Origin of the sequence: Halobacteriovorax sp. YZS-3-1, from assembly GCF_047084945.1 — a bacterium.
GTDB lineage: Bacteria > Bdellovibrionota > Bacteriovoracia > Bacteriovoracales > Bacteriovoracaceae > Halobacteriovorax_A > Halobacteriovorax_A vibrionivorans.
Map to the genome: position 1 here is coordinate 879632 of NZ_JBKIYI010000002.1, position 25325 is coordinate 904956.

The window sequence follows — 25325 nt, forward strand, 5'->3', positions numbered from 1 at the left end:
AAGAATTAAAAAAGCTCCTGTAGGGAGCTTTTTTATTTCTATCGCTAAGGCTTTCCCATAGCTCCAGATACAACAAAGCCGGGCTTGAACCCGGCTTGTTGAATAGATAATTTGCCCTCTTCGAGGGGAGCTAGCATCGCGTCCAATAGGTTGCCTTTGGGCAACCAATGCCGCGAGTGCTTACTTAACTTTCCAGTAGTACTCAATTACTAGCTGAGAGTTGAAGTCAAATGGTACATCTGACTCAAGAGGTGCAGCAACCATCGTTGCTTTCTTCTTGTCTGAACCTTCAACATTGTAACAAGCTGGAACAGCTGCGAAACGTGGAGATTCTTGAGTTTGCTTGTAAAGTTGGTTGTTGTAACCTTTTTCAGTTAGAGTAACAACATCACCTTCTTTAACGATGTATGATGAACGGTCAACTTTCTTTCCGTTAACTTGTACTTGTCCGTGAGAAACCATTTGAGAAGCTGCCATCATTGATGGTGCAAATCCAAGTCTGAAAACAACGTTGTTCAGTCTTGACTCAAGGTTTGTAAGAAGTACTTCCATCCACGGCTTACCAGCAGTGTTCTTCTTAGCTTGCTTAACGTAAGTAACAAGTTGCTTTTCTCTTAGACCGTAGTGAAATACTAGTTTTTGTTTTTCTTTTAGACGAACGGCATAGTCAGAAATTTTCTTTCTTTTGTTACCGTGAACACCTGGACCGTATGGACGACGAGCTAGTGCTCCACCTTTACCAAGACCTGGAAGTTCAACACCTAGTGCTCTTTGGATTTTAAAGCGTGATCTCGCTGTAGTACTCTTTGCCATGAGGCTCTCCTTATGAATTAAGATTGGGTGGGACAAGGATAAAGTTGCATCACATCTCAAAGGCACAAAGCCTTAGGCCCATCAATCTTATCTAATATTTTCGGATGCAACTGAAGCTTTATAGCTAATAGTCATTACTTTTGTCAATGAATAAATTCGTAAATACAAGAAATTATAGAGGAATGCCTTGTTGCTTTTTAAAGATTTCAAGTACTTGTAATGTTTTAGCTCCTGGACGCCCTCCGCCAATGGCCTGATTATCAATTTTTACAATAGGAACAAGGTATTTTGTAGAGGATGTTAGGAAGCACTCATCTGCTTCTTTTAATTGGGAGCCAGTAATATTTGTCTCTTCAAAAGGGATATTATTTTCACCTAGAATCTTAATGACATTTTCTCGAGTAATACCTTTTAAAAGTCCGGCCGCAATTGGGGGAGTTTTAAAGACGCCATCCTTAACGATCCACAGGTTACTTGTTGTACATTCAGTTACATTACCGTCTTGGTTGAGCATGATTGCATCAAAGTAGCCGGCTTCACGGGCCTCGTTGTAAGCTAGGATATTGTTGAGATAATTTCCTGACTTTATATTTGGGTCCATTGATTTAACTGGGTTTCTAAGTGTTGAAGAGACGATGACTTCAACACCATCTTGATACCAAGTTTTTGGATTTTCTTGTAAGTCTTTTCCAATAATAATGAGGTTTTGTTTGCTGGCCGCTTTTGGATCAAGTGTAATTTCACCTTCACCTCGGGTAACAACTAATCGGATATAGCAACGCTGGAATCCCTCTTTATGAAGCTTTGTGGCAACTTTCATAATTTGTTCTTCCAACTCTTTGGCCGTGAATTGAAGGTGCATATGCATCTTAAGAGCTGAGTTACGAAGACGTTCAAGATGTTCGTCGAGAAAACCAATCTTTCCATTTCGAACTTCAGTTACCTCATAGACAGAGTCACCATAGAGAAAGCCTCGATCAAATACTGAGATTTTAGCATTTTCTTCATCAATAATTTGGCCATTGATACTAATTACTTTCATGGAAGAATCGACTCATATCCCTTAGGAACGATATTCCAAGCGTCATTTTCAAAGCGTATCTTATTCACTTCTTTATTATCTTTATAAATCTTTTCCCCACATTGAAGCCAGTCTAGAATTCCTCCAAAGAGGTTTTTAAATTCCGTTTTCTGATTTGACTTTGCTAGCTCAAGAATGGCCTTTGTTGCACGTGTTCCAATCGTTGAGTAAACGATAACTTCGCGTCCATCTAGGCTTTGGTGAGTCTCATGGAGTTTTGAAAGGGGAATGGCCCTTTGAATATGAGAGACATCGTATTGATAGATATTTCGAGCATCAACGAGAACGAGTCTGTTGTCGCGGCGTAATAGTCTTTTTGAAAGATATTGGCAGTCCACAGATTTTACACTTGGGTACTTCTTCCCAAGGGCCGTTGCCATACTTGTTATAACTTGTTTTTGGTTCTTTATACCTTCAGTGTCGATACACGAAGTAAGAAATAATAATGACAAGATAATATACTTCATTGTGCTTCCTATCTGCTCTTTGAATCTATGTTATTTAAGTAACTTATAAGTGACTTCATTCTTATCAAATCTATTATTATTTGACCAAGAAGAAAAGATAAACCATAATTTTAATATGCAAAAATTATTGAAATCACTCATCTTATTAAATTTATTCTTCATCGCAGGTCAACTCTCACACGCTGCTAGCTTGGGACTTGATGACATAGAGGAACCTATTTTTAGATTAAGAGGTGATTCAGGTACCAACCTTAATGAGCTTTTTATTAATATGGGTGGTGATAGCTCGACTCCAGAGGCTGCAATTACACTTTATGTTCCAGTAAAAGTTACGGCCAGCCAAGAAGCAGCTTATTATTTTGATACTTCAAGTGATCTACCGGATGTCGTTTCTACTGATGGAGGATTGTACTTTCAGGATATCGATACTAAAGGTTACAGCGATGAGGAATTATATGTTGCTGTAAAAGATAATAGTAATGGATCAGATGCCAGCTTTAGAATTGTGACTCAAATTCCTAGCTCTGATGTGGAAGCTCCTTTTGTCAGCTTCATTGATCTATGTTCAACATCGGAATTAAATTGCGCTGGTTTTACAGATAAGCTTGCAACAATTAAAGATGAGATCGAATTGGTTTTCTTTTTAAAGCCAGATGGAACTGACTATCCACCAAATGAAGATAATATCGTTATTCCAGATACTGTCGGACAAGCACTTTATTTTAAATTAGTCATGAGTGCTGCATCAGAAGATATTCAGACAAAATCCTCTCTAGTTATTAATGCAACTTTTGACGGGGATGCAACTGGGATCATTGAGTATACAGGTGATCACGGAGGAAATGGTTCTTATATTTCTAGAATGGCCTTATATTTAGTTAATCCATCGGCCGCTGTAGCAAAGACTAACTTCAGAGAAATTATTGAAGAAAAAGGTGAAGATGGAACAATAAAAGTTTCTAGGCTGACAAATGGATTAAATTATCGTGCGGCCATCGCTTACGTTGATCATTTTGGTTTTATCGGAACACTTGTTGAAAGTAGTGATATTAACCCTAAACCAATTGAGAAATTATTGGCCAAGAATCAATGTTATTTAGTCACTGCAGGCTTTGGCCATGACCACTATGTCTTAAATTACTTTCGCCATATTCGAGATGAGTACTTAATGAGCTTTGGAGCAGGGCAATTATTTGTCGAGTTTTATTATGGAACAGCGCCAAAGTTTGTAAAATATATCTTAGAAAACAAAGCCTTGGCCTATACTATTAAACTATATAGTTTATCAATTTATTTTATTTTACAAAATATAGTATTTATAATAGGATGCATTACATTATTATCGACTTATACATTTAGAAGAGAAATTAAAACATGCCTTACAAAGTACTAATCGTTGATGACGAACCAGATATTTTAGAGCTTTTAGCTGAAGAATTACAGTTTGAAGGTTATGAGACTGAATGTGCAAGTTCTGGGAATAGCGCTGTTAAACTAATCAATAGTGGTGGAACTTTTGATGCGATTATTTCTGACTATAAGATGCCCGATGGTAATGGAAAGGTCGTACTTGATTGTTCAAATAGTCACAAAGAACAAAAGGATAAGGTTTTCTACTTCGTCTCTGGCCAAGCAGATATTTCTCTTAAAGAGGCCATGAAAGAAGGGGTAACTCGCTTCTTCTATAAGCCATTTGATCTTGATGAATTACTAACGAGTTTAAAAGGCGATTTAAGCCAATAGATATATCAAGGCCCTGTTTAACAGGGCCTTTTTTTTTAGTTTAGAATTGTTGAGTGAGTACCGCGAACAAAGCGATTTTTTCCAAGGTGATCTTCCTTACTTTCCTCAATTAATAGATCCCAAAAGTCATCCATTTCATCATATTGAGCAAGCAGTTCATAAGTACGGCCAAGGCCTTGTCTTGAAAAAGCACTTCTTTGAAACTCAACATTTGTACGAAGAGTATCAAATTCATCTTTTAGAGTATTAATTGTTTCAGTACTTAGGTCATCGAATTCCTCTTGCATTAGTTCAAGAATTCGAGTGGCCATTCTCTTAGGTCCAAAGTAGCTAGAGATGAAGTTGATAAATACCTTGGCATTAATCTTTCTAAGAATAGGGTTGGCCTTATTGTAGAAAGTTGCTAGGAAACATTCATCAATCTGTTGGTGTCTTACTTCATCAAGCATGTGGTAGTAATGGCACTGCCAGAAGTTCCAATCAACATCTTTTTCTTTTAGGGCCTTATTATATTTCTTCGAGATATCTAATGTACGCTCTTCAAAGAATAGGGCAATCCAAATCCACCATAGAAAGATTTGTGGAAATTTCGTCACAATTTTCATGATAAAGTTTTGAGTCTTAGAAAGCTTAAAAATTCTTAGAGGATTCTCTTTTGAGTAATTCTCAGGTTCAGCTTTCATTAGCATACGAAGAAAGATTTCACCGTGCTTATCTTCTTCTTCCATAAAGTGATCGATGGCCTCGTTCATTTCTGGATTTAGCTTATAGATTCTCTTACAGCTTCTAAGAGCTGGATTGAGAAGTACATTTTCAAACCATATAAATTGCTCGCAAATTGAAAGGCCAATTAATTGGTTAAAGCGAAGCTTTTGAGCATCAGTTAATAAGTCATAACTAGGAAGATATGAGATTGTAATCATCTCATCTGGTGTCCACTTTAAACTCTTATCAATTGGCTTTGTCCAATCAAGAGCTTCTACAGTGAAAGCACGGTCCACAGATTGTTTATTAAGTCTTTGCAGTCTTTCTACTAATCTTGTTTCCATAGTTCTTCCATCTCTTCTTTATGATTATTTTCTAAGTATTTAATTAAGTCTGTTGTTGTTTGGCACTGTAAGAAGATCGTAACAGGTAGATCTTCAAAGTCTTCTTTAAGTCTGGCGATAAAACTCATGGCATCGTATGAATCTAGTCCAAGAGTTGCAAACTTTGTGTCTTCACTTAGCACAACTTCTTTATCTGAAACTTCTGCTATTGCTTCATTTAAATATGTAAGAAGTTTTTGTGCCATTATTTATCCTATTTTTTCTCTTAATAAGAAATTAAACTTAAACTTATTTTTAATCCACTTTGATGCAAGTAAGTTAAGGCCAAAGCGTTTTTCAACTTTATTTAGCTCTCCCTTAAGAAAGCGCTGTCTCGCATCCTGTCTTTTTACTTTTCCACTTGTGGTCTTCTTTAGGGTCAACTCTGGAACAATGATAATACTGTCTAAAGTTAGTGCAATTTTAGATCTAAGGATTTCAATAACTTGCTCCTTAATCTTATTGCGGCCCTCTAATGACTTCTCATTTGTTTCAATAACGATTTTGGCCAGTTCACCATCTAGTCCTGGTACACTGAAGGCCACGATGCGACCTAGTTTTACTTGAGGTACTTTTGCGGCCTCAAACTCGATATCGTTGGCATAAATATTAACTCCATTACAGATAATTAAGTCTTTGCTTCTTCCTGTAATATAGAGGTTTTTGTCTTCATCTAGAAAGCCTAGATCACCAGTATTGAGCCATCCATCTTCTAGGTGAGTGGCACGGCCATAGTAGTGGTCTGAAATTGATGGCCCCTTAATATAGATTTCTCCAATTCCATTTTCACTATTTCTTATCTCTAGCTCAGTAGGAGAGAGGACTTTCCCGCATGAGATATACTCTTCATTGTCACGAGACTGTTTTTTATACTGAGTTCCTACTTCGTGGAAGGTAACAGCAAGGGTTGCTTCTGCAAGTCCGTAAACAGGCATTATGGCCTTTGAGTTAAATCCATATTTCTTAAAGCGTTTGCTAAAAGCATCGAGAACATTTGCCTTGATTGGCTCAGCTCCACATTGAGCAAAACGAATATGACTTAGGTCAAGCCCTTCAAGTTTGCTTTCTGGAATCTTTGTGGCGCAAACATAGTAGGCCGAATTTGGTATACAAAGGGCACTACACTTTGTTTCACTCACAAGGTGTAGCCATTTGTGAGGGGCAATAACATAATCCTGAGTTCGCACAATATGACATTCTAAATTACTTAGAAGTGCTGTCATTAGACTTCCTATTAGTCCCATATCGTGATGAAGCGGAAGCCAAGTACAAATCGAGTCTTTATCTGTTAGCTTAATCCCAATATTAATTTGCTCATTATTTGCCAGTAGATTTTTATGACGAATAACAACGCCCTTTGGTGCAGAAGTAGAACCTGAAGAGTATTGAATAAAACAAGTATCTTCAAGTGTTGGGTTTGCAAAGCTTGATGCCAGTTTTTTTGCTTCATCTAATTTTAATATATTTGTGTAGCCCGCTGGTGTCTTCTTTGCGGCGATATACTTTGTTTTTGCACTAGAGGCAAATTGAAAGAGTAGCTCTTCAAAGTCTTTCTTTAGCATCAGGGCATTTGAGGCCATTGGAACTGGTGTATTTCCAGATAAGATGATCCCAAAGAAGTAAGTGACAAAGTTTTCTTCGTTTTCAAAAGATAGAATTATATTCTCATCTTTAATATCGTTTTCAATAATCTTAGATGCAATCTGACATGCTTTTTCCATCATCTCATTAATGGATAGAGAAGACACAAGCTTATAATTCTTATAAAAGAATAAGACTTTCTTATTTCTTTCTTCAATCGAGTGTGAAAGTAGCTTTTGAATTAGATTATGCATCAAGCTCTCCTTCAATGAATTGGATGATTTCAAGCGTTTTATTAAAGATATGTGGCATAAATACATATTCATTTACACTGTGACCAACATAGTAGAAGAGTACGCGATTAAGTAAGTACTCATATGAGCATGCCAACATATTTTCTAATTTTTCATTTCTCTCTAGCTCAATACCGTCTTTTTCAAAGAATAATTCAATATCACTTGCAATCTCCTCACTTGGAGTTGTAAAGCTCATGAACTCTACTAGATCACGGTATGGAGAATTAAATCTTGATAATTCCCAGTCGTAAAAACATGGGCGACCTTTCTTAAAACAGATATTTCTTGGGTTAAAGTCATTGTGTGTAAGAGTCTTTGGACCTTCATCAATAAGCTTTGCCCATTTATTGATATTAGAAAGAATTTCTTCTAATTTACTTTCTGTTTCTGCACTTATGTAGCGCTGAGCACGGATATAGGTAATAATTGATTTAGTTAAATCAGCGTCAACTTTCGTCTTTCCTAAGTTTAGTGAAGAATTACTAACTTCTTCACTTGAAAGAAAGCTTGTGTGTACCTTTGAAATGGCATCATAAATAAGCTCTCTCGTTGAACTAATCCACAGCTCTGGAGAGGCTTCAGTATTAATAAGCTCTACTTGTGAGAAGTTTAAATTTTCAAGAAGAATTAAATATGCTTCTTTTTGAGTATTGATATAGGTACCGTGTAGAGTCGGTATATAACGTGAAAAATCACGTGATACCATTCGGTAAGCTTCTATTTCTCTAATATGACATTTTGTAAATTCGTTATCTCGAATAGTTTTTAAGAATTTGCGTCTTATATCACTATCTGCAAAACCAGCAATTGCTGCAAGGCCTGCAATTACATCAGTATCTAGTGGTTTTGATTTTAAAATAACTTGTTTTTCTTTATCCACTTCAAGTGCAGTAAAGCCAAGCGACTTATTTACAACTCTTGATGTTGCTTCTGTGATGATTCCATTTTCAACGTTAACTTTTACATCGTGTTCAATAGTCTCACTTTCTTTTAGTGATTCAGAAAGATCAGAGAAGTTTTCTTTGATAAAGTCTTTTGTTATATCTTTTGTCTTAAGCTGATCTTTTGGATTATTTCTTCCAAGCTTGTCGTGAGCGTAAGCAAATTGTCCACCACAGATGGCCGACATTGTTGAAAGTTCAAGAGATAGAGCAGCTCCTGCAATAATTTTTGCAAAACGCTCAACCTTTCCAGCTCCTGCACAATCAATTGCTTGAAGACAATTCTTATAATGGCCAAGTCCTGTTCCACCACCAACTGTACCGATTACAAGAGATGGAAGAGTTAAACTTACATATAAACCTTTTTCGTGTTTTTCAAAATTTAAAACCGCCGTAGATGACTCATGGATACAAGCAAGGTCTTGTCCCGTTGAAGCAAAGATTGCAGCAACTGCATTGGCAACGTTTACGTTATATCCCATCATCCCTTCAAGGCGTGTGATTGGAAGTGATCTAAGATATAGGTTGATCAAGTCTGTACTTGAAGTTTTAAGGATTCTCTTTAGTACTTTTTCTGTGATCACACATTCTGCAGTCACGTAAGTTCCACGAGTTTGCATGGCCGATCCAACTGAAACTTTCTTATCACTTGAGCCATTTCCTTCTAAGAAAAATTCAATAAGATTAATCTTAGAAGTAAGAAGTTCTTCTTTAATCCATAGACATGACTGCCAAGTACAAACTGTAGTCATATTCTGACCAGAAGCATCTGCACATTCATAAATGAATTTAGCGTGAACATTGCGACCAATAAGAGTCGTCTTGATCTTTTTTAGATCAGCAAAATTAGAATATTTCTTTGTGATACTTTTGATTGTATTAAAATTATCTTCAAGCCATGCCTTAAATTCATCAGCATGATCAATATCTTCAAATGTAAAAACAGGTGCGCGATACATGCGCTTTCTAGTGACCTTTGCTTTAAAACCACCACATAGTGAAACAGCAAGTGCACCACGATTAATTGAAGAAACCAGAGCACCCTCTGAAGTTGCAATAGGGATATAGAGCTCTTCCGTCTCTCCCTTTTCATTCATTTTCAGTGGCCCACAAATTCCCATAGGAATTGAAATACTTCCAGCGTAGGACTCGATATTTCCCTTTAAATTTAGGCCATCCAGGTCCGTTGTTGCAATGGCATCAAGGTCTTGCCCACATTGCTCTTCTAGAAGCTCGATACGCTTTAGACGAGCTGCCTCAGAGTAGTCAAAACGAGATGGGGCCGACAGCCTCTTCTTTGTCGCTTTCTGAGCAGTTTTTGGGGCAGGAGCAAGCTCCACATTTGCAGAATTTGTGTGTGTTTGTTCTATCTTCATCCTTCTAATATAGCGTTTTGAGCGTTTCACATGGGGGAGTTTGAAATTAATACTATAGGTGTTCAGAGTTTTTACGTTGTTTTGCTCTATTAACTAAAGGATTAAACTTTTTAAAAACTTGAACATAAATTTTCTTGAATAAGGCTTTGTTTATAAACCCTTGTTATTGTTGAAGAATTATCGTTTAGGGTTTTCTTAAAATTCTGGTGTTTGTAACTTCTATGATTACAGTAGTTTATCGTTTGTAACTATGATCTTTCTTAAGTTACTGATATTGCTCATGTTTTTTGACTATTAAACGATAAAGTGTCGTATATTACTAGATGTGTATTTCGAAAATTAGTCAGATTTTAAAAGAGATACGACTTATACGAATTTCTTAGGCTACATCAAAATATTTATGATTATTGAATTTTATAACTACTTAATGACGCAACTGAAAGGGTTCATTTCTGTTGGAAGCTATACAGAGAAAGTATTACTACTTCTCATTGTCACCATCGCTGCGTTGATCTGGTTGAAGTTAATAACTTACTGTTTAAAAAAGTTTATTGATGAGAGAGCAAAAGAGAAGAGTATGGATATTGAGATGACTTTAGATGGTGATTTGAAAATGACAGAGCCCGCACTTAAGGATTTCAATATTCGTCCTTGTCCAAGTTGCGGGAAGCGCACAATCTCTTGGATGCATGCAATAAAGAAGCCTCAGACTTGTGGAAATTGCACAAGACGATTTGTCGGTGTTATTCCTGAAAGTAAGAATCGATTCTGCTTTTGTCTTGCTATGATTAGTATCCTCGTGGGGGTGTTCTTACTATCGATACAAAGTGTATCAAGTAAAATTAGCTTTCTTGTGGCAATTGTTGGGCTTTTAATATTCTTTCTTTATAGGCTTTGGCCAAAAAAGCTTGTTGAAGTTAAAGACTAATCAAAGACTAAATAAGTGATAATGGCGATCCTTTTGTGAAATATCCTTAGCAAAAAGTGATGGTAGATTTCCCTCTCGCATAAGACAGAGGAATGCCTGGTCGTAGTTTTGACGTACTTGAGGAATAATTTCTTTAAGTAAGTAGATAAAGCTTAGCCCCATATGGCGATGATCTGGATGAACTCCCATCGTTTTTATAAGAAGTCTCTTTCGGTCAGCGGCCGTGATATCAATGAAGTTTAAAATTATTCCCACTATTTGTTGGTTGTCTTTTGAAATGAGACAGCGAGAAGTAAATGGACAGATAAGTCCCGCTGCTTGCTCTCCATACTTTGCTTTAAAAGTCTCAAATGAAAGAGTTGAATAAGCTAGATTTTCTCCAAAGACTTGATCTGCACTTTTATAAAAGCGTTCGATATTATCCATCCAGTACTTTGTATCAATGACTTGGAGAGTGTATTGATCTTTCATGACACTATCATCGATTTCATCAAATTGCTTTGACCAGTCTAAGAGTTTTTCAAAGTCATTAATTTCATACGTTAGATAACTTTCAAAGATTTCACCATGTGACTTTAATAATTGATAAAGCTCAGGCTCATATGGCGGCTCCATTAAGTGATGGGGAAGGTCTTCATTTTCTTTTAAGCGATATGTATTATAAGTTGAAAAGTTTAATGGCCCTACAATCTTTTCACTTTGATGCTTGGTCTTATATTCTCTGGCAGCATCAATGAAGTTATTATTAAGCTTACCTTGGCAAAATCCAAAATAGGCCTTGTTATCAATTAGGAAAAAGACAGCGCTTGAGTCATCATCACTAAACTGCTCAATGCTTGAGATGGAATCATTGTCTTTAAAGAGTTCAAACTCCTGTTTATGTTGAATTGATAGGCCTTCTAAATTAATTTCCATACATACCTACTAGTAGTGCAACGTAGAGAAGAAGAGCAAAGAGTCCAAATGATTTTTCATTCTTCTTTCTTCCATCTAGGCTAGGTTTCTTTAAAAACTTTAAAAGAGTTGACTGTGCTGCTGCAAAGCCAGCTATTCCCATTCCTACAGTAACACCACGAAGGTTAGGGATAAGTGTTGTGAAATATAGAAAACAGGCAAGTGTAATAATATTCATAATTGAGATAATGAGCACACTTCCACCAATGCCGTAGATCTTTGAGTAAGAATCAAGAGTTTCACTTTCTTCTTCTGGGCCTCTTGTCTTTCTTGTAATTTCGTAAGAGAAGCCAGAAGTTAAGGCCATGACGAGAACAATAATAGAATAAGTTTCAAATTGAGGAACCTGCCACTTTGTTGAAAAGATCCAAATTATGATAAGAGGAGAGACCAGCATGTGAGAGAAAGAATAAAGAGTTAGTCTTTTTTCAAGCCAGCTTCCAACAAAGAATTCCTTTGCCATAAGAACGGACCAAATATAGACAATCCCGTAGCAAATAAGACTTAGATAATTATTAGAGATTAATAATGAAAAGCTTACACAGATGACAGTGAAGATGGCCGCCATGATATCGAGATGCCAGAGCTTTATAAGTCCTCTTTGAAGTGCTCTTTCTGGATGATTGATACAATCAATTTCAAAGTCCTTGTGCTCATCAAAGACTCTTAAAATATAATAGTGTCCAATTACAGCAACGGCTCCAAGAAGATCCATTACGACAAAATCGAGACTTTGATCAGTTAGAAAGAGTGCGATGCGAGACATTACAAAATATGTAATGATACCTGAGATAACATTATCGATTGGAAATCTTTCCTGTGACCAAGCGAAGTATCTCTTTAAAAATGAATCTTCCATTGTAATGTGACTAATGTCTTTACTCATACACCCTCATTTGAATTTATTTTCTTAATATCATTATATAATGAAAACATTTATAATTGGACTATGGCGAAATATTTTACTGATAAACTTAATTATTCATTAGCTAACGAAGACATTGAGCTAGAGGCCAATATTTGTAAAAAGTTGAAGCCCAAGAGCATTGGTTCTATTTGTGGAGCAGGACCTCGCGGTCTCTACTTATTACCTCAAACTGGCTGTCAGCTAGATTTATTCGATGTCTCAGAGATTCAAATTGAATGGGCGAGGGCCTATGAGAAGGCCATTTGTGAGCTAGATGAAGTAAGCTTTCTTCGTGCTTATCACGATGATTCATCGATTTTAAAGAGTATTGGAATAAATATTGAGCTTCACGATATTCTCGATAGTAATGAAATTGCTGCCCTGGCCGGAAGTTGGGAGAAAACTTTTCTTAAGTTTTCTAAACTTGCCAGAAAGATTCTTGGCCACAAACTTATTCGCCAGTTAAAGAATTGCCAAAGTATAGAAGAGCAGAAATATATCATCACTTCAACTTCGTTTAGCGTGCGCTGGACGGTGGTTTTGGCCATTGTTGGTAATAAGGCCATGATGAATTCTTTACTTTATAGTGGGGATTTTATTAAAAAGAACTTGAAAGAAAGTTATGTGAAATTCTATCGTTCACGCTTTGCTCGACTTTTTTCTACAACTTTGATAAAGGATAATTTCTTTCTAAGTCTATGTCTGTTTGGTGAAGTAACGTTGACGAATACACCTCTTAGGTGTCGAAGCTTCAATGGCCTTCAAACAAGTGTAAAAGAATCTGAAATTCATTATCAAATAGGTGATATCGTCTCTACTTTATCAAATGGCGAAAAACAATATGATTATTTTTCATATTCTGATGTTCCAAGTTATTTTGATGATGAGCTTGGAAATAACTTTATTCAAAAGGCCAAGCCTTCAATTAAAGTTGGTGGAGTAATTTGTGTTCGCTACTATCTAAGAGTCTTTGAGCCTGATCTTGCAGGCTTTGAGGATATTACAGATCAATTTTCTTCAGAGATTAAAAATGAGAAGGTTGGTGTTTATAATATTAAACTTTATCGAAGAATCGCATAATAAAAAAGGACCTAGTTAGGTCCTTTTTATTTTACTATCTTTACAATTCCTCTTTCACAATCCATTTCAACTTCATCACCATTTTCAATAATTTTAGTGATGCCTGGTATACCTACAATTGTTGGTATCTTTAACTCTCTTGCAATGACTGCTGAGTGAGATAAAGTTGAGCCTTTCTCAACTAATAGTCCCTTGATTGAAGGAAAGAGTGGGGCCCATCCTGGATCTGTTCTAACTGTACAAAGGATTTTATCATTTACATCTATTCCTTCATCAGGCTTAAAAAGTAGAGCGACTTCACCATTGATCTGCCCAGGATAGCAACCAATACCTTTTAGGGCACCATCTGGATCGATTTGTGTGTGTCCTTCATAGATAAAGTCATTACCAGCATGTACGAAACCAAAAGTTTTAAAGTGATGGCCCGGCTCATCATTTTCATATGACTCGTACTCGGCCTTTCTAAGTTCAATCAAGTCTTTTAATCGTGTTTGCACAATCCTTGCATCTTTTAATTCTTCAATTTCACTTAAAGTTAAAAAGAAAATATCTTCTGGTGAATTAATAAGCTCAAATGAAGCCATTTGATTTCCCATTTCTCGATAAATTTGACGGGAAATACCAAATGATTTTGTACGAAGTAGTCTTGTATTTTCGCGGTAGCGAATCGCCTTACGTAGCTTTGCAAGGTCCTTATAGAAGCGCTTTCTTGCAAAGAATGATAATTTCTTTTTTACAACAGGAGCAATTTTCTTTTCTTCACTTTCTCTTAATTCGACTTCGCCAGCAATGAAGGTTTCATATCCTAAGCTCTTTTTAACGACATAGTTCTTTAGAATATTTATTAAGAAGCTTGGATCTTCACGTAGAGAAAGACTTTCAAGTTTTAATTCTCCAATTGTACGATCACCAAAAGCCTCAATATAATCTAAGCACATTTGATAAACTTTCTTATCATTTAAATAGATAAAGTCTAAGACATTCTTATTTTCAACTTTAAGAAATTCATCAACAAGAGTATTGTCCCACTTTTTTATCTCATCACTTATTTTTAGTAATTCCTTAGTTGGCTGTGTTGAAGCAATATCAGACTCACCAGAGAGGAGATTTCCTAGAACAAGATCTGGATTTTCATAGCCTAATTTATCCATCCAACGATACATCTTTCCATTCATCATCATAACGTAGAAGTCATTGATGAGAGGGGCATGCCATTTTTCAGTGATTTTCTGATCCAGTTCTTCAGTTAGATCGTAGAGCTGTGTAAGGTTAAGGCGATTAAGCTTTGAAAAGTCGATTTTATTATATACTTCGTAGAAGCCATCCATAAAATCAGCAACGACCTTATCTATTTTAGAAAAATACCACAGTAGGCTGCCAAAGGATTTAATCATATTTGGTATCATGGCCATGCGCTGGGAAAATGAAAGGTCCTTATCTTCGATAAAGTCAACTGGATCTGTAATTCCCATCATCTTTTCCATATCACCTTTTGATTGTTTAAAAGATGGAAGTAGCAAAAGACCTTTGTACCATGATTGAATATTATAAAAGACGCGCCCATTGATAAGCGCAATCATATTCTTATGTCGTTTTTCGTGTTTCTTTAGTTCTTTCTCGCTTAGCCCCGTTAGACCTAGAAGTTGATGATAAACCTTGAAGTACATTTTAGATGCATATGAGAAAGTAAGGGGAGTTGTAACACCATTAAAAGATTCTTGAATATTTGAGTTATCAAAGACATTCATAAATTCATGTCTTTTATCCATAGGTAAAGAGGTAATATCTCTTGTTTGTACTATGTAGATTTCACCATCTTGAATACAAAACTCTATATCTTGAGGCTTCTTTTTAATTTTAAGGATAGAAAAGGCAAGTTCTCTAATTGCTCTTATTTCATCATGAGATAAGACCGGTGATTTAACTTCATCTTTTTCTACATCGATTTTCTTTGTGGTCTTATTTTCAAAGTCAGCGATGATCTTGAAATCTTTTTCTCTAATTTCACTTTTAATCACGTCGCGATCATCAATAGTGAATTCATCAGTATTACATTCACCACTTACAACACCTTCACCTTGACCGAAGTTTGCTGAAATTAGCATTTCATCTCTGTGCCCATTTATAGGGTTTGCAGTAAAGAGAACACCCGACTTTTGAGGATCAATCATTTCTTGAATGATAACGGCCATCTTGGGTGTTGTATGATGAATATTATTCTTAAATCGATATGTAAGTGCAGTTAGTGAAAAGTTACTTTTAAAGCAGTTTCGAATGGCCTGAGCGATTCTATCTTTACCTTGGACGTAGAGGAATGACTCCAGTTGTCCTGCAAATGAGAAATGACTTCCATCTTCATCAGCTGCAGAACTTCTTATAGCGTAGTGGAGCTCTCCATTAACATGGGCCATGACATCTTCAATTATATCAATTTCACATTTATCAATTTCACTATGAATGGCCGCGATCAATTGCTTTAGTGAGTCGAGATTTTCTAATCTTGTATAATCATCAATAAGACTCTTTAGCTTATCATTTTTGTCAATCAATGTTTGAAAATAATGAGTAGAGAGACAAAACCAATCAGGGGTCTGTACTTTACACTTCTCAAGTTTAGCTAAATTAAAAGCCTTTCCACCAATTTCATTCGTTGTTGCAAGCAATGCTTGCGATTTCGTTAATAGATACATTTCCTACCCAACATTACTTTTTAATAGATTTCATTTAATATTATCATATGAAAAAAATTGAGGATATAAGGAAAACTCTGGGGTACTCGGGGATACCAATAAATGGCTGCCATTATTTAGACGAGCATTTTCGCTCTCAGTTAAATAAGCGCTGTCTTGTTTATCAAGGCCAAGATCTTAATTATGAAGACTTCATGAAAGAAGTTGGAGCATGGATCAAGACACTAGAGTCTCAAGGCCTAAAGAAAGGGGATCGCATAATTGTTATTATGCCTCTTCGACTGGAACTCTATCAACTCATGTGTGCTATTTTTTATTTGGGACTAGTTGTGGTGTCTGTTGATTCTACAATGCCTAAAGAGAAGTTAAAGCAGGCCCTCGTGGATGCTAATGCACAGGCAATCATTTCAGTAAAAGAGCTTCTCAAGTGGACACCTTTTCTACCAGCTCTTTGGAAGATGAAGCGTTTTACTTTTGATCAAAGTTGTCTTTTTTCAACTCAATTAACTAAGATAAAAGATGATCCAACATTGGAGTTTAAACAAGTTCCTCTCCAATCAGATGCTCCGGTTCTTATTTCTTTTACAAGTGGCTCAACAGGAAGGCCTAAGGCCGCAAATCGAAGTCTTGATATCTTTTTATCCCAAAAAATAGTATCTGAATATTTTTGGCTTCACAAAGACGATGAAGTGGATATGCCATTTTTTCCAACTCTTGTTTTGCAGAATTTAGGACTTGGAATAACCACAATCTTTCCTGATATGGACTTTAGAAAAATTAGAGAGTTTGAACCTGAAAGAGTTGTAAAACAAATGAATCAATATGATGTTACGCGCTTTAGTGCCACTCCTATGATCATTAAAAAACTTGCCAAGTACATAAGTGAAAATGAGATAAAAATTCCAAGCCTTAGAAGTATTATCATCGGTGGGGCAGAGATAACGACAAAGGATGCAAGTATTGTCTTAAATGCCTTTAAGTCAGCTTCTTCACAAGTTGAAATCCATATCATTTATGGCTCAACTGAAGTGGAGCCTATCAGTTTCACTCCTATTGATGAGTATATTAACAATGATGGAGTGGGGCTTAGACTCGGACAAGTCATCGATGTTTTAGATGTAGAAATTAAAGAAGTTGATAATGCCTTTGATTTTAATCAAGATGTGCAGTGGGGTGAGATATGTTTAAGTGGGCCCCATGTAATTAAAGAATATATTGATAATCATCCAGCAAATAAAACCACAAAGCATAGAGATGAGAACGGGACTCTTTGGCATTTAACTGGGGATGTGGGTTATCTTAAAGATAATAAAATTTATCTCTTAGGAAGATTAAAAGATTGCCTGAAGATAGATGGAAAATTAATTCCTACATTTCATCTTGAAAATGAATTGGCCAAAGTTGATGGAATCTCTCGTGTTGCATTTGTTCAAGTTGATACAAAGGTCTTATGTCTTGTCGAGGGTCAGGAGAGCTTAAAAGACGCTGTAGGTGAATTTATTGCCAAGTGGAACTTAGGAAATGTTGAGATTCGTTTTGGAGAAGTTCCTGTTGATACGAGACACTTTTCAAGAGTTAATCGAAATGAGATTCGAAGCTTTTTATAAGGAAATGGATAAAAAGCTTCGAATCACTATTTTAGTCCCTGCTCACAGGACTAATATTTATTACAGATATAATTAATTTTCTTTGTTAGCTTACTCGGTAGAGTACTTCTAAAGATCGACCAGAAACTTCTTTTGTGTCCACGACAACGAAGCCATGCTGGTATGTACATTGGTCCATCATCATCTACATTTGTTTCTCTCATAAAGTCTTTTAGGTGGAGATCAAGGAGTTCCTGAGAGTCTCTTTTTTCAATGACATCTCTTTGATACAGATTATCTGCAATTTCAAATGGTGTCACAAAACTTCTTTGGTCTGGATAAAGAGCATTGCTCTCGTCAAAGTGGTATGCAGCTCTAATATACGTATAGAATTTAACTTCTGGATACTCTTGAGCAATATCGTGATAGAAAGTATTGTCATGCTCTCCGTTATCACCAACTAGAATTACATTTTTCGGATCTTCTCTTTCAATTAATTCTCTTAGCCTTTGTGCTTTAAATACTTTAGTTGATACCTTAATTGGCCTAATCTCAAGACTTCCTTGTGGAAAGTCACCAAGATATAAAAGAGTTGAATGAGACCACTTCATTAATTCTTCTGGAGCATTTGTAAGATAGTAAACTTCTGCTCCAGTTCGATCCTTAATAATATGATAAAGATCTGCCATTCCTAGAAAGATATTATTGACCTTGAATGCATTCTTTACGGTATCGATCTTATCTCTGATATGACCAATTTTAATTGTATCGTCGATATCAGAAATTAGGATTGTCTCAGCTGCAAGCCCTGCAGTTGAGAAAGTGGAAATAAGAAGTGTAAGTATCGAATTTTGAATAAGTTTCTTCATGATTTGATGTTAGGAAATTAAATCCTCAAAATCATGACGCATAGCTAATTTTTGAACATTATACAGAGATTTCGTTAAAGTTTTCCATCCAAGTGGCAAATTGCTTACAATTTCGCACCTCTAGGGTCTTTAAAATATAGAGTTTTTTATGTCCGTTAAAGCTTAGAATCTCGCCGCGGGCCTTAAGCTCCTTTAATCTTTCTAATTCTTTAAAGTGCTCAATATTTCGGTAATCACAGGTACTAATTGTTTCTGTGGTAAGTTTCTTCTTTTCTAATAATTCACTTTCTAGCTCTTTTAATAGCTTTAATTGGTCTCGGTTTAGCTCATTTTTCATGAGATTAAGCTGCTCTAAATACTGCTCTCCATTAGAGAGACTTCTCTTTGCTAATGTTCCCATTCCGCGTGAAGTAAGCCTTGAGAACTCTTCAAGATTTGCTTGTGTATTGTAGAGATAACGACTTGCCAGTGCCGCTTGTGAAGCGTTTGAACTAAAGTGGTAGACTCCAATTAATATGAGTAAGAAGTAACGTATTTTCATACTAAATAAGATGCAACGACGATGCCAATTTCACAGGGGTGATGAGACGGGGTTTCAGGGCCTTAGGCCGTTTATTTTATGGACAGTGTCTAAAAATATCGTTATTTAGGGTACTTAGTTTTTATTTCGTGTTATAAGGCATCTTATGTATTATTTCGATCACGCGGCCTCCACAAAGCTTTATCCAGAAGTTGTGGAAGTGCTATCTAAGAGTTTTGAATTAGATTACCCAAATCCTGCGGCCAAGCACGCAGCTGGAAAGGCCTGCGCTAAAAAAATCGAAAATGCCCGCCAAGAAATCTTAAAAGGTTTAGGACTTTCTGGAGAGGGACAATTTGAAATCATTTTTACTTCTTCTGCTACGGAGTCAAATAACCAGGTTATTAGAAGTATTGAGGATGGGATTGTCTACCTTGCTGGAGATCATCCATCTGTTACTAAGGTTATTGATGGTGGTGAAGGCCTAAGATCAATAGATGAAATTGTAGATGCCGTTAATGACACGACAAAGCTTGTTTGCATAAGCCTTGTCAATTCTCAGTCTGGACAATTATTTGATGTAGAGTCAATTACCCAAAAAATAAAAGAGAAGAATAAGAGTTGTCTTGTTCATGTTGATGCCACTCAAGGCTTTGGTAAAGTTCCATTCACTCTTAAGAATTCAAAAATTGATTTTGTATCCTTCGGGGCCCATAAAATGGGAGGTCCGCGCGGTATCGCTGGGCTAATTTATCGCTCAAGTCTAAGTGAAAAATTAAAGCGCTACTTACGAGGTGGCGGACACGAAAAGGGGCTACGAGCTTCAACTCCAGCGACTTCACTTATCTTAGCGCTTGCTAAAGCATGCGAGCTATCCTTTGCTGACTTAGTTAAGAATATGGCCCGAGTTAGTGAGCTAAAAGAAGAAATAAAAACGAAGCTAGCTTCGTTTCACAATAATATCAGTTATCCATTTGAAGAGCGTAATACTTCTCCTTATATTTTGTGTGTTCAATTTGCAGGTATTGCAAGTGACGTTCTAATGCGCCATTTAGAAATGAAGCAAATTATGATCTCTTCTTCAACTGCATGTTCGGCAAAGATAAAGGGAAAGAATCCTTTATTTGTAGGCCTTGGTATTGATGAGAAATATCATAAGAACATCCTTCGTATCTCATTAGGTAAGTCCACGACGAAAGAAGAGGTGGATGCAATGTTAGATGGATTTAAGCAAGTGATAGATGAAATTGGTTTTTTAATTAAGTAGGACTAAATATGTATAAGAGTTTAATTTTAACTGTTGATGAATTATGGCTAAAGGGAAAGAATCGCAAGAATTACTATCGTAAGCTGCAATCAAATCTTTCACCAATCTTTAGTAAGTTTCATCACACGAGTTGGAAATTAAAGAATAATCAACAAAGACTTGTTGTAGAAAGTGAGGAACCATTTAGCGATGAGCTAATTGATCGTCTTCGTTGGGTTCCAGGGCTAAGTTCTGTTACTCCAATGAGAAGCTGTCCACTTGATCTTGATTATGTTTGTGAGCTGGCCGTTAAAGAAATTGGTGCCCTTGAAAATGTAAAAACATTTAAAGTTCATACTAAAAGAGCATTAAAACAATTTCCTAAAAATAGTGATGAAATTAATCGCTACATGGCCACGGCCTTATTAAAAAATACTGATCTTAAAGTTGATGTTCGCAATCCAGATATCATGGTTGATATAAAAATCATGAATGAAGAAATCTATCTCTCATGGGAGAAGATTCCTTGTGTTGGTGGACTTCCTGTTGGAACAAGTGGTCACGGCGTGACTCTTCTTTCTGGTGGGATCGATTCTCCTGTTGCTTCATATATGATGGCACGACGTGGAATGAGACAAACTTTCGCATTTTTTTGGGCCTATCCTTATGTGGGTGAAGAAGTAAAAGATAAGATTATTGAACTTGGTAAGAGTCTATCTCGTTTTCAAAATGATGGAATCAAGCTCTATGTCCTTCCTTTTGGTGATATTCAAAACTATCTTGCAAAACATTGTAAAGAAGATTACCGCACATTATTTTTTAGAAAGTTAATGATGGATGCATCGGCCTATCTAGCAAGGAGAGTAAAGGCAAATGCTCTCGTTATGGGAGATGCGCTTGCTCAAGTTTCGAGTCAAACAATTCATAATATGAGTGTACTTGATCGTTCTTGTCCGATGTTAACACTAAGGCCTTTAGTAGGTATGAATAAAATTGATATTATCTCTTATGCAAAAAAAATTGGAACTTTCGAGACATCGATTATTCCACATGATGATGCGTGTTCTATGTTTGCGCCAAAGCACCCAGTGATTAAAGCAGATATAAAATACTTTATGGAATTTATGGAAGAGCACGATATGCATCAACTGATTAGAGATTGTGTCAATAATGCTGAAGTGTATCGCTATGACATTGAAGGGAACTTTACACAAAAATGACATTCGCTAATGGGCGAGTAATTTATTCCTGATATATTGTCCTTTCATAAACTAATAAGAAGCTTTAAAATAGAGGTTAGGAACTACCTAATTTTATTAGAATCGGAGCTTCAATGCACAAGAAATTAAGAACTACTTTTGGCCTAGTATTAGGTCTTGCCTTGTTGTCAACGCCACTTGCGCTTCATGCAGAAAATGGCCTTTTTAGTATCAATAAAGATCAAGTCTTAGGAAATCGTTTAATCGAAGTCCTTGAGCAACTTCATTATAAAAAGTTGAAAGTTAATAACGACTTATCAAAAAATGCTTTTCAAGAATTCATTAAGAAAATAGATTTCTCTAAGCAATTCCTATACAAGTCTGATGTCAAAAAACTTGAAAAATATGAACTTCTTATGGACGATGAAATGCGTTCTGGAAATTATAAGTTAGTTCTGGATGCCATGAAGATTAAGGTTGATCGAATCAACCAAGCAGACGAGTTACGTAAGAAGCTTTTTAAGGAAAATAAGTTTAACTTCAGAGGAAATGAAGTTATTGAACTTGACCCTGAAAAAAGACACTTTGCAAAGGATAAGAGTGAGTTTGAAAAGAACTGGCGCTTAACTTTCAAGCAATCGGTAATGGCACGTTATATTTCTATCAAAGAAGATCAAGAAGATCTTAAAAATGGAAAAAATAAGAAAGATAAAGATAAAAAAGAAAAGAAATCAAAAAAGAAGCTAGAGTCTGAAAAAATCTTAACGGAAAAAGAAATTCTAGCTAAGGCACATGAAGCAATTGATAAAAAATACCGTCTCTATTTTGAAAGACTATTAAAAGAGAGACGTGAAGATTATATGGAAATTTTTTATAACTCAATTGGTGCTGTATTTGATCCACATACGGCCTACCTAGCTCCAAAGAAGAAAGAAGATTTTGATATTGATATGTCTGGTCAACTTGAAGGGATTGGTGCCGTTTTATCTGAAGATGAAGGATATATCAAAGTTGTTGAGATCGTTCCTGGTGGAGCAGCTTGGCGTCAAAAAGAACTTGAAGTTGATGATCTTATTCTTGCTGTAAGTGAAGGTGATTCAAAAGAAGAGCCTGTTGATCTCGTAGGGATGAGAGTTGACGATGCTGTTCGCTATATTAGAGGTAAGAAAGGAACTGTTGTTCGCCTACACGTTAAAAAAGCAGACGGAACAAGAAAGACAATTGGTATTACTCGTGATGTTGTAAAGATCGGAGCTTCATTTGCTAAGTCTTCTGTTCTTGAACTTGATGGTGTTAAAGGTAAGTATGGTTATATCAATGTTCCAAAATTCTATCGTGAATTCAATGGAACAATTAATTGTACAGACGATGTTAGGGCCGAAATTAAGAGACTTAAGAAACAGAAGGTTAATGGAATTATTCTTGATCTTAGAAATAATGGTGGTGGAGCTTTAACTGATGCACAATTAATGTCTGGGCTATTTATTAAGAAGGGTCCAATTGTTCAAACGAAGAACTATATGCACCAAGTAGAAACACTTGCTGATACAGATCCTGAGGTTGAATATGATGGGCCATTAATTGTTATGGTTAACCGTTACTCTGCTTCGGCATCTGAAATTCTCGCAGCAGCAATGCAAGATTATAAAAGAGCTGTCGTAGTTGGTGGTGAAGTTACTCACGGTAAAGGTACAGTACAAGTTGTTTACAACCTTGATCAAGGCCTTGATAAAATGCTTGGTGAGAAGTTTGGTGCTCTAAAGCTTACAATCCAAAAGTTCTATCGTATAACAGGTGGTTCAACTCAATATAAAGGTGTAACTCCTGATATCGTAATACCAGATCCAATGGCCTACGCTGAAAATCGTGAGCAAGATCTAACTTATTCACTTAAGTGGGATCAAATTAAGCCTAAGAAGTTTCAGAAGTGGACGAAGCATCAGTATGATCTTAAGAAACTAATTTCTAATTCTAAAAAGCGTGTTGCTAAGAATGATCGCTTACAAAAAGTACAAGAAAGTGTTGATTATTTGAGAAAAAGACGTAAAGATACAAAGCTTAAGCTAAACATCGATTCGTGGATGAAAGAAGAAGAAGCGAATAAGAAGAAGCTTGAAGAATTAAAATTAGATGAAGAAAATACGAAGCTTACTATCACTCACTTTGAAGAGTCATTAAAGTCTCATGAAACTGTTAAGAAAGGTGAAGAGAAGCAGTGGAAGGACGACTTTAAGCAACGTAAGGAAGAGTGGGTATCATCTCTTCGTAAGGATGCTGGACTTGAAGAGGCGATCCATATCATGCGTGATATGATCGATCAGCTAAAGAAGTAAGAATCGATTAAGGAAGAAAAATGAACTTAAAGGACTTAATAGATAATCAAGATATGAATAAGGTAATGGAAGTGCTCGAGAATATGGAAGATGAGCAACTTTCAGTTGAGCTTCTAAAAAAGTTTAATGATCGTACCAAGGAGTTAGGGGAGTTGATTATGAATCAGGATCCAAAACTTGATCACGGACATTGGAAGGCCCAGTGTGATGACGCTAAAAAGGCCGTAGAAGAAGTCGTAAAAGAAATATTTTCATATCAGAAATAACTATTTCAGGTTAAATGAAGTAAAACTTTCAATAAAAAAATATATTTATAATTAACTAAGGCCAAGTTCTCGTAACTTGGCCTTTTAGTTTTTATTAGCACTAATTTTGCGCACTTAAAAAAAAACGAAAAGTAACGAATAATAAGTACCATGTAAGTCTTTTCTTACTATCCTCACATCAAGTTAGTCTAATTTTGTTAGACGGATTGGCCCTGGCCCCCACCGGGGCCTTTCTTATTTTGTAAGCATAAGTTTTCTCATAAAGTCACCGGCGCTTCGAACCTCTTTAGATGCATCTTCTTCAGTGATATATCCACGCTCCAAAAGAGTGAAGATTGCTTGATCAAAACTTTCACAAGGAATGTCACCAGAGTTTGTTCCACCATTTTCAATAATTGATAGAATTCGGTCAATTGGTTCATCGCCTCGAATACATTCTTTTACACCTGGTCCTGTTACCATAATTTCTTGAGCAACACGCACACCATTTGGTGATTTTTTTGATTTAATCATTCTCTGTGAGATCGTTGAATAAAGAGCGTCAGATAGGCGCTTTCTTGCCTCTGTTTGCTCATCTGATGAGAACATTGAAATAATACGACTTATTGTTGAGATGGCATCTGTCGTGTGAACAGTTGCTAGAACGAGATGTCCAGTTTCAGCTGCCTTAAGAGCAATCTCAACAGACTTTTGATCCCTGAGTTCACCAAGTAAGATAATATCTGGATCCTGTCTGAGAGCAAATTTTAAACCGTCTTCAAAGTTTTCTGTGTCGATTCCAACTTCTCTTTGAGTAATACGAGACTTTTTTTGAGTATGGATAAATTCAATTGGGTCTTCAATGGTAATGATATGTTTGGCCCTTTTTGAATTAATATAATCAATCATACTAGCCAGGGTTGTAGATTTACCGGATCCTGTTGCACCAGTTACTAAAATTAGGCCTCGCTTGGCCCTTATAATTTGTTTTAAAGAATCACTAAGTCCTAGTTCTTTAAATGATGGAATTTCTTTTTTTACAACTCGTAAAACGATTCCATTTTTATTATTGTAGCGAAAGTAATTAAAGCGCAATCGACATATGTCTTCAAAGTCCACTGCACCATCAAGATCTTTTATATCTTCAAGATTTCCAATTTGTTTATTATCTTTTGTAAGTAGTCTTAGAATGTCGAGAACACTTTCTGTTGTTAAAGTCTTATTGGACTTTACTGAAACCATATCGCCATTAATTCGAAAACAAGGCGTCTCTTCAGCACGGATATGAATATCACTGGCATTATTATCAATTGCCACATTTACTAGTGATTTAAAATGAGAGAATTCAAAACCCATCGCTTTCTTCCTAAAGTCTAAATAAT

At 36.1% G+C, this 25325-nt stretch carries 22 protein-coding genes; 9 read left to right on the forward strand and 13 right to left on the reverse strand.

What is annotated here, in order from left to right; genetic code table 11:
• Positions 1-180: 180 nt before the first annotated feature.
• The 3 genes from rpsD to ACMAZI_RS14325 form a co-directional block, all read right to left on the reverse strand.
• Positions 181-813: a 30S ribosomal protein S4 gene (rpsD, locus tag ACMAZI_RS14315; RefSeq protein WP_114706387.1), complete on the reverse strand. Its 633-nt coding sequence runs from the start codon at positions 811-813 to the stop codon at positions 181-183.
• A 172-nt stretch (positions 814-985) separates the two neighbouring features.
• Positions 986-1855, reverse strand: coding sequence for an aminotransferase class IV (locus ACMAZI_RS14320; protein WP_114706386.1), 870 nt, complete (start codon positions 1853-1855; stop codon positions 986-988).
• Positions 1852-2361 carry a rhodanese-like domain-containing protein gene (locus ACMAZI_RS14325; protein ID WP_412474373.1) on the reverse strand — a complete coding sequence of 170 codons (510 nt, stop codon included), beginning with the start codon at positions 2359-2361 and terminating at the stop codon, positions 1852-1854. The genes ACMAZI_RS14320 and ACMAZI_RS14325 overlap by 4 nt, the downstream gene beginning before the upstream one ends.
• 115 nt (positions 2362-2476) lie before the next feature.
• On the opposite strand from ACMAZI_RS14325, the gene ACMAZI_RS14330 reads away from it, so the two are divergent.
• On the forward strand, positions 2477-3754 hold the full coding sequence (locus ACMAZI_RS14330; protein WP_412474374.1) for a CFI-box-CTERM domain-containing protein: 1278 nt from the start codon (positions 2477-2479) through the stop codon (positions 3752-3754).
• A complete protein-coding gene (locus tag ACMAZI_RS14335) occupies positions 3736-4104 on the forward strand; it encodes a response regulator (RefSeq protein WP_114706383.1) in 369 nt (122 codons plus the stop codon). Before ACMAZI_RS14330 ends, ACMAZI_RS14335 begins: the two co-directional genes overlap by 19 nt.
• 35 nt (positions 4105-4139) lie before the next feature.
• Here ACMAZI_RS14335 and ACMAZI_RS14340 read toward each other — a convergent pair whose 3' ends face one another.
• From ACMAZI_RS14340 to ACMAZI_RS14355, 4 genes are read right to left on the reverse strand one after another with little or no spacing between them, the layout of a single operon-like run.
• Positions 4140-5153, reverse strand: coding sequence for a diiron oxygenase (locus ACMAZI_RS14340; protein ID WP_334679240.1), 1014 nt, complete (start codon positions 5151-5153; stop codon positions 4140-4142).
• Positions 5138-5398 carry an acyl carrier protein gene (locus ACMAZI_RS14345; protein WP_114706381.1) on the reverse strand — a complete coding sequence of 87 codons (261 nt, stop codon included), beginning with the start codon at positions 5396-5398 and terminating at the stop codon, positions 5138-5140. Before ACMAZI_RS14345 ends, ACMAZI_RS14340 begins: the two co-directional genes overlap by 16 nt.
• Positions 5399-5401: 3 nt before the next feature.
• Positions 5402-7027 carry an AMP-binding protein gene (locus tag ACMAZI_RS14350; protein ID WP_412474375.1) on the reverse strand — a complete coding sequence of 542 codons (1626 nt, stop codon included), beginning with the start codon at positions 7025-7027 and terminating at the stop codon, positions 5402-5404.
• A complete protein-coding gene (locus ACMAZI_RS14355; protein ID WP_412474376.1) occupies positions 7020-9386 on the reverse strand; it encodes a phosphotransferase in 2367 nt (788 codons plus the stop codon). Before ACMAZI_RS14355 ends, ACMAZI_RS14350 begins: the two co-directional genes overlap by 8 nt.
• A gap of 427 nt (positions 9387-9813) precedes the next feature.
• Here ACMAZI_RS14355 and ACMAZI_RS14360 point away from each other — a divergent pair, with 427 nt between their 5' ends.
• Complete coding sequence (locus ACMAZI_RS14360; RefSeq protein ID WP_412474377.1) at positions 9814-10314, forward strand: hypothetical protein; 501 nt, start codon at positions 9814-9816, stop codon at positions 10312-10314.
• On the opposite strand, the gene ACMAZI_RS14365 is transcribed toward ACMAZI_RS14360, so the two are convergent.
• Positions 10315-11229, reverse strand: a complete 915-nt coding sequence (locus ACMAZI_RS14365) for a GNAT family N-acetyltransferase (protein ID WP_412474378.1) — start codon at positions 11227-11229, stop codon at positions 10315-10317.
• The gene (locus ACMAZI_RS14370) at positions 11219-12154 is read right to left on the reverse strand and encodes a hypothetical protein (protein WP_412474379.1); all 936 of its coding nucleotides are present in this window, start codon (positions 12152-12154) and stop codon (positions 11219-11221) included. The genes ACMAZI_RS14365 and ACMAZI_RS14370 overlap by 11 nt, the downstream gene beginning before the upstream one ends.
• 63 nt (positions 12155-12217) lie before the next feature.
• Here ACMAZI_RS14370 and ACMAZI_RS14375 point away from each other — a divergent pair, with 63 nt between their 5' ends.
• On the forward strand, positions 12218-13255 hold the full coding sequence (locus ACMAZI_RS14375; RefSeq protein WP_120404572.1) for a DUF3419 family protein: 1038 nt from the start codon (positions 12218-12220) through the stop codon (positions 13253-13255).
• 26 nt (positions 13256-13281) lie between these two features.
• Here the strand turns inward: ACMAZI_RS14375 and ACMAZI_RS14380 are convergent, their stop codons facing one another.
• Positions 13282-15945, reverse strand: coding sequence for a PEP/pyruvate-binding domain-containing protein (locus ACMAZI_RS14380; protein ID WP_412474380.1), 2664 nt, complete (start codon positions 15943-15945; stop codon positions 13282-13284).
• A 47-nt stretch (positions 15946-15992) separates the two neighbouring features.
• Here ACMAZI_RS14380 and ACMAZI_RS14385 point away from each other — a divergent pair, with 47 nt between their 5' ends.
• Complete coding sequence (locus ACMAZI_RS14385; protein WP_412474381.1) at positions 15993-17552, forward strand: AMP-binding protein; 1560 nt, start codon at positions 15993-15995, stop codon at positions 17550-17552.
• A 50-nt stretch (positions 17553-17602) separates the two neighbouring features.
• Here the strand turns inward: ACMAZI_RS14385 and ACMAZI_RS14390 are convergent, their stop codons facing one another.
• Both ACMAZI_RS14390 and ACMAZI_RS14395 read right to left on the reverse strand, forming a co-directional pair.
• Positions 17603-18400 (reverse strand): phosphatase domain-containing protein, encoded by a 798-nt coding sequence (locus ACMAZI_RS14390; RefSeq protein WP_114706372.1) that lies wholly within the window; start codon positions 18398-18400, stop codon positions 17603-17605.
• 58 nt (positions 18401-18458) lie between these two features.
• A complete protein-coding gene (locus ACMAZI_RS14395; RefSeq protein WP_114706371.1) occupies positions 18459-18941 on the reverse strand; it encodes a hypothetical protein in 483 nt (160 codons plus the stop codon).
• Between the two features lie 145 nt (positions 18942-19086).
• Here ACMAZI_RS14395 and ACMAZI_RS14400 point away from each other — a divergent pair, with 145 nt between their 5' ends.
• From ACMAZI_RS14400 to ACMAZI_RS14415, 4 genes are all read left to right on the forward strand, one after another.
• Positions 19087-20187, forward strand: coding sequence for a cysteine desulfurase family protein (locus ACMAZI_RS14400; RefSeq protein ID WP_412474382.1), 1101 nt, complete (start codon positions 19087-19089; stop codon positions 20185-20187).
• An 8-nt stretch (positions 20188-20195) separates the two neighbouring features.
• Positions 20196-21386, forward strand: coding sequence for a tRNA uracil 4-sulfurtransferase ThiI (gene thiI, locus ACMAZI_RS14405; RefSeq protein ID WP_412474383.1), 1191 nt, complete (start codon positions 20196-20198; stop codon positions 21384-21386).
• Between the two features lie 113 nt (positions 21387-21499).
• Positions 21500-23698 carry a carboxy terminal-processing peptidase gene (locus ACMAZI_RS14410; RefSeq protein ID WP_114706368.1) on the forward strand — a complete coding sequence of 733 codons (2199 nt, stop codon included), beginning with the start codon at positions 21500-21502 and terminating at the stop codon, positions 23696-23698.
• 20 nt (positions 23699-23718) lie between these two features.
• Positions 23719-23964, forward strand: coding sequence for a hypothetical protein (locus ACMAZI_RS14415; protein ID WP_114706367.1), 246 nt, complete (start codon positions 23719-23721; stop codon positions 23962-23964).
• 234 nt (positions 23965-24198) lie between these two features.
• Here ACMAZI_RS14415 and ACMAZI_RS14420 read toward each other — a convergent pair whose 3' ends face one another.
• A complete protein-coding gene (locus ACMAZI_RS14420; protein ID WP_114706366.1) occupies positions 24199-25299 on the reverse strand; it encodes a type IV pilus twitching motility protein PilT in 1101 nt (366 codons plus the stop codon).
• Positions 25300-25325: the final 26 nt, after the last annotated feature.

Bases quoted from the DNA above. Each gene is read 5' to 3' on its own strand.
- ACMAZI_RS14395 (WP_114706371.1), bottom strand. From the start codon at position 18,941: ATGAAAATACGTTACTTCTTACTCATATTAATTGGAGTCTACCACTTT.
- ACMAZI_RS14345 (WP_114706381.1), bottom strand. From the start codon at position 5,398: ATGGCACAAAAACTTCTTACATATTTAAATGAAGCAATAGCAGAAGTT.
- ACMAZI_RS14390 (WP_114706372.1), bottom strand. From the start codon at position 18,400: ATGAAGAAACTTATTCAAAATTCGATACTTACACTTCTTATTTCCACT.
- ACMAZI_RS14355 (WP_412474376.1), bottom strand. From the start codon at position 9,386: ATGAAGATAGAACAAACACACACAAATTCTGCAAATGTGGAGCTTGCT.
- ACMAZI_RS14420 (WP_114706366.1), bottom strand. From the start codon at position 25,299: ATGGGTTTTGAATTCTCTCATTTTAAATCACTAGTAAATGTGGCAATT.
- ACMAZI_RS14320 (WP_114706386.1), bottom strand. From the start codon at position 1,855: ATGAAAGTAATTAGTATCAATGGCCAAATTATTGATGAAGAAAATGCT.
- ACMAZI_RS14380 (WP_412474380.1), bottom strand. From the start codon at position 15,945: ATGTATCTATTAACGAAATCGCAAGCATTGCTTGCAACAACGAATGAA.
- rpsD (WP_114706387.1), bottom strand. From the start codon at position 813: ATGGCAAAGAGTACTACAGCGAGATCACGCTTTAAAATCCAAAGAGCA.
- thiI (WP_412474383.1), top strand. From the start codon at position 20,196: ATGTATAAGAGTTTAATTTTAACTGTTGATGAATTATGGCTAAAGGGA.
- ACMAZI_RS14400 (WP_412474382.1), top strand. From the start codon at position 19,087: ATGTATTATTTCGATCACGCGGCCTCCACAAAGCTTTATCCAGAAGTT.
- ACMAZI_RS14415 (WP_114706367.1), top strand. From the start codon at position 23,719: ATGAACTTAAAGGACTTAATAGATAATCAAGATATGAATAAGGTAATG.
- ACMAZI_RS14325 (WP_412474373.1), bottom strand. From the start codon at position 2,361: ATGAAGTATATTATCTTGTCATTATTATTTCTTACTTCGTGTATCGAC.
- ACMAZI_RS14370 (WP_412474379.1), bottom strand. From the start codon at position 12,154: ATGAGTAAAGACATTAGTCACATTACAATGGAAGATTCATTTTTAAAG.
- ACMAZI_RS14330 (WP_412474374.1), top strand. From the start codon at position 2,477: ATGCAAAAATTATTGAAATCACTCATCTTATTAAATTTATTCTTCATC.
- ACMAZI_RS14385 (WP_412474381.1), top strand. From the start codon at position 15,993: ATGAAAAAAATTGAGGATATAAGGAAAACTCTGGGGTACTCGGGGATA.
- ACMAZI_RS14375 (WP_120404572.1), top strand. From the start codon at position 12,218: ATGGCGAAATATTTTACTGATAAACTTAATTATTCATTAGCTAACGAA.
- ACMAZI_RS14340 (WP_334679240.1), bottom strand. From the start codon at position 5,153: ATGGAAACAAGATTAGTAGAAAGACTGCAAAGACTTAATAAACAATCT.
- ACMAZI_RS14410 (WP_114706368.1), top strand. From the start codon at position 21,500: ATGCACAAGAAATTAAGAACTACTTTTGGCCTAGTATTAGGTCTTGCC.
- ACMAZI_RS14360 (WP_412474377.1), top strand. From the start codon at position 9,814: ATGACGCAACTGAAAGGGTTCATTTCTGTTGGAAGCTATACAGAGAAA.
- ACMAZI_RS14335 (WP_114706383.1), top strand. From the start codon at position 3,736: ATGCCTTACAAAGTACTAATCGTTGATGACGAACCAGATATTTTAGAG.
- ACMAZI_RS14350 (WP_412474375.1), bottom strand. From the start codon at position 7,027: ATGCATAATCTAATTCAAAAGCTACTTTCACACTCGATTGAAGAAAGA.
- ACMAZI_RS14365 (WP_412474378.1), bottom strand. From the start codon at position 11,229: ATGGAAATTAATTTAGAAGGCCTATCAATTCAACATAAACAGGAGTTT.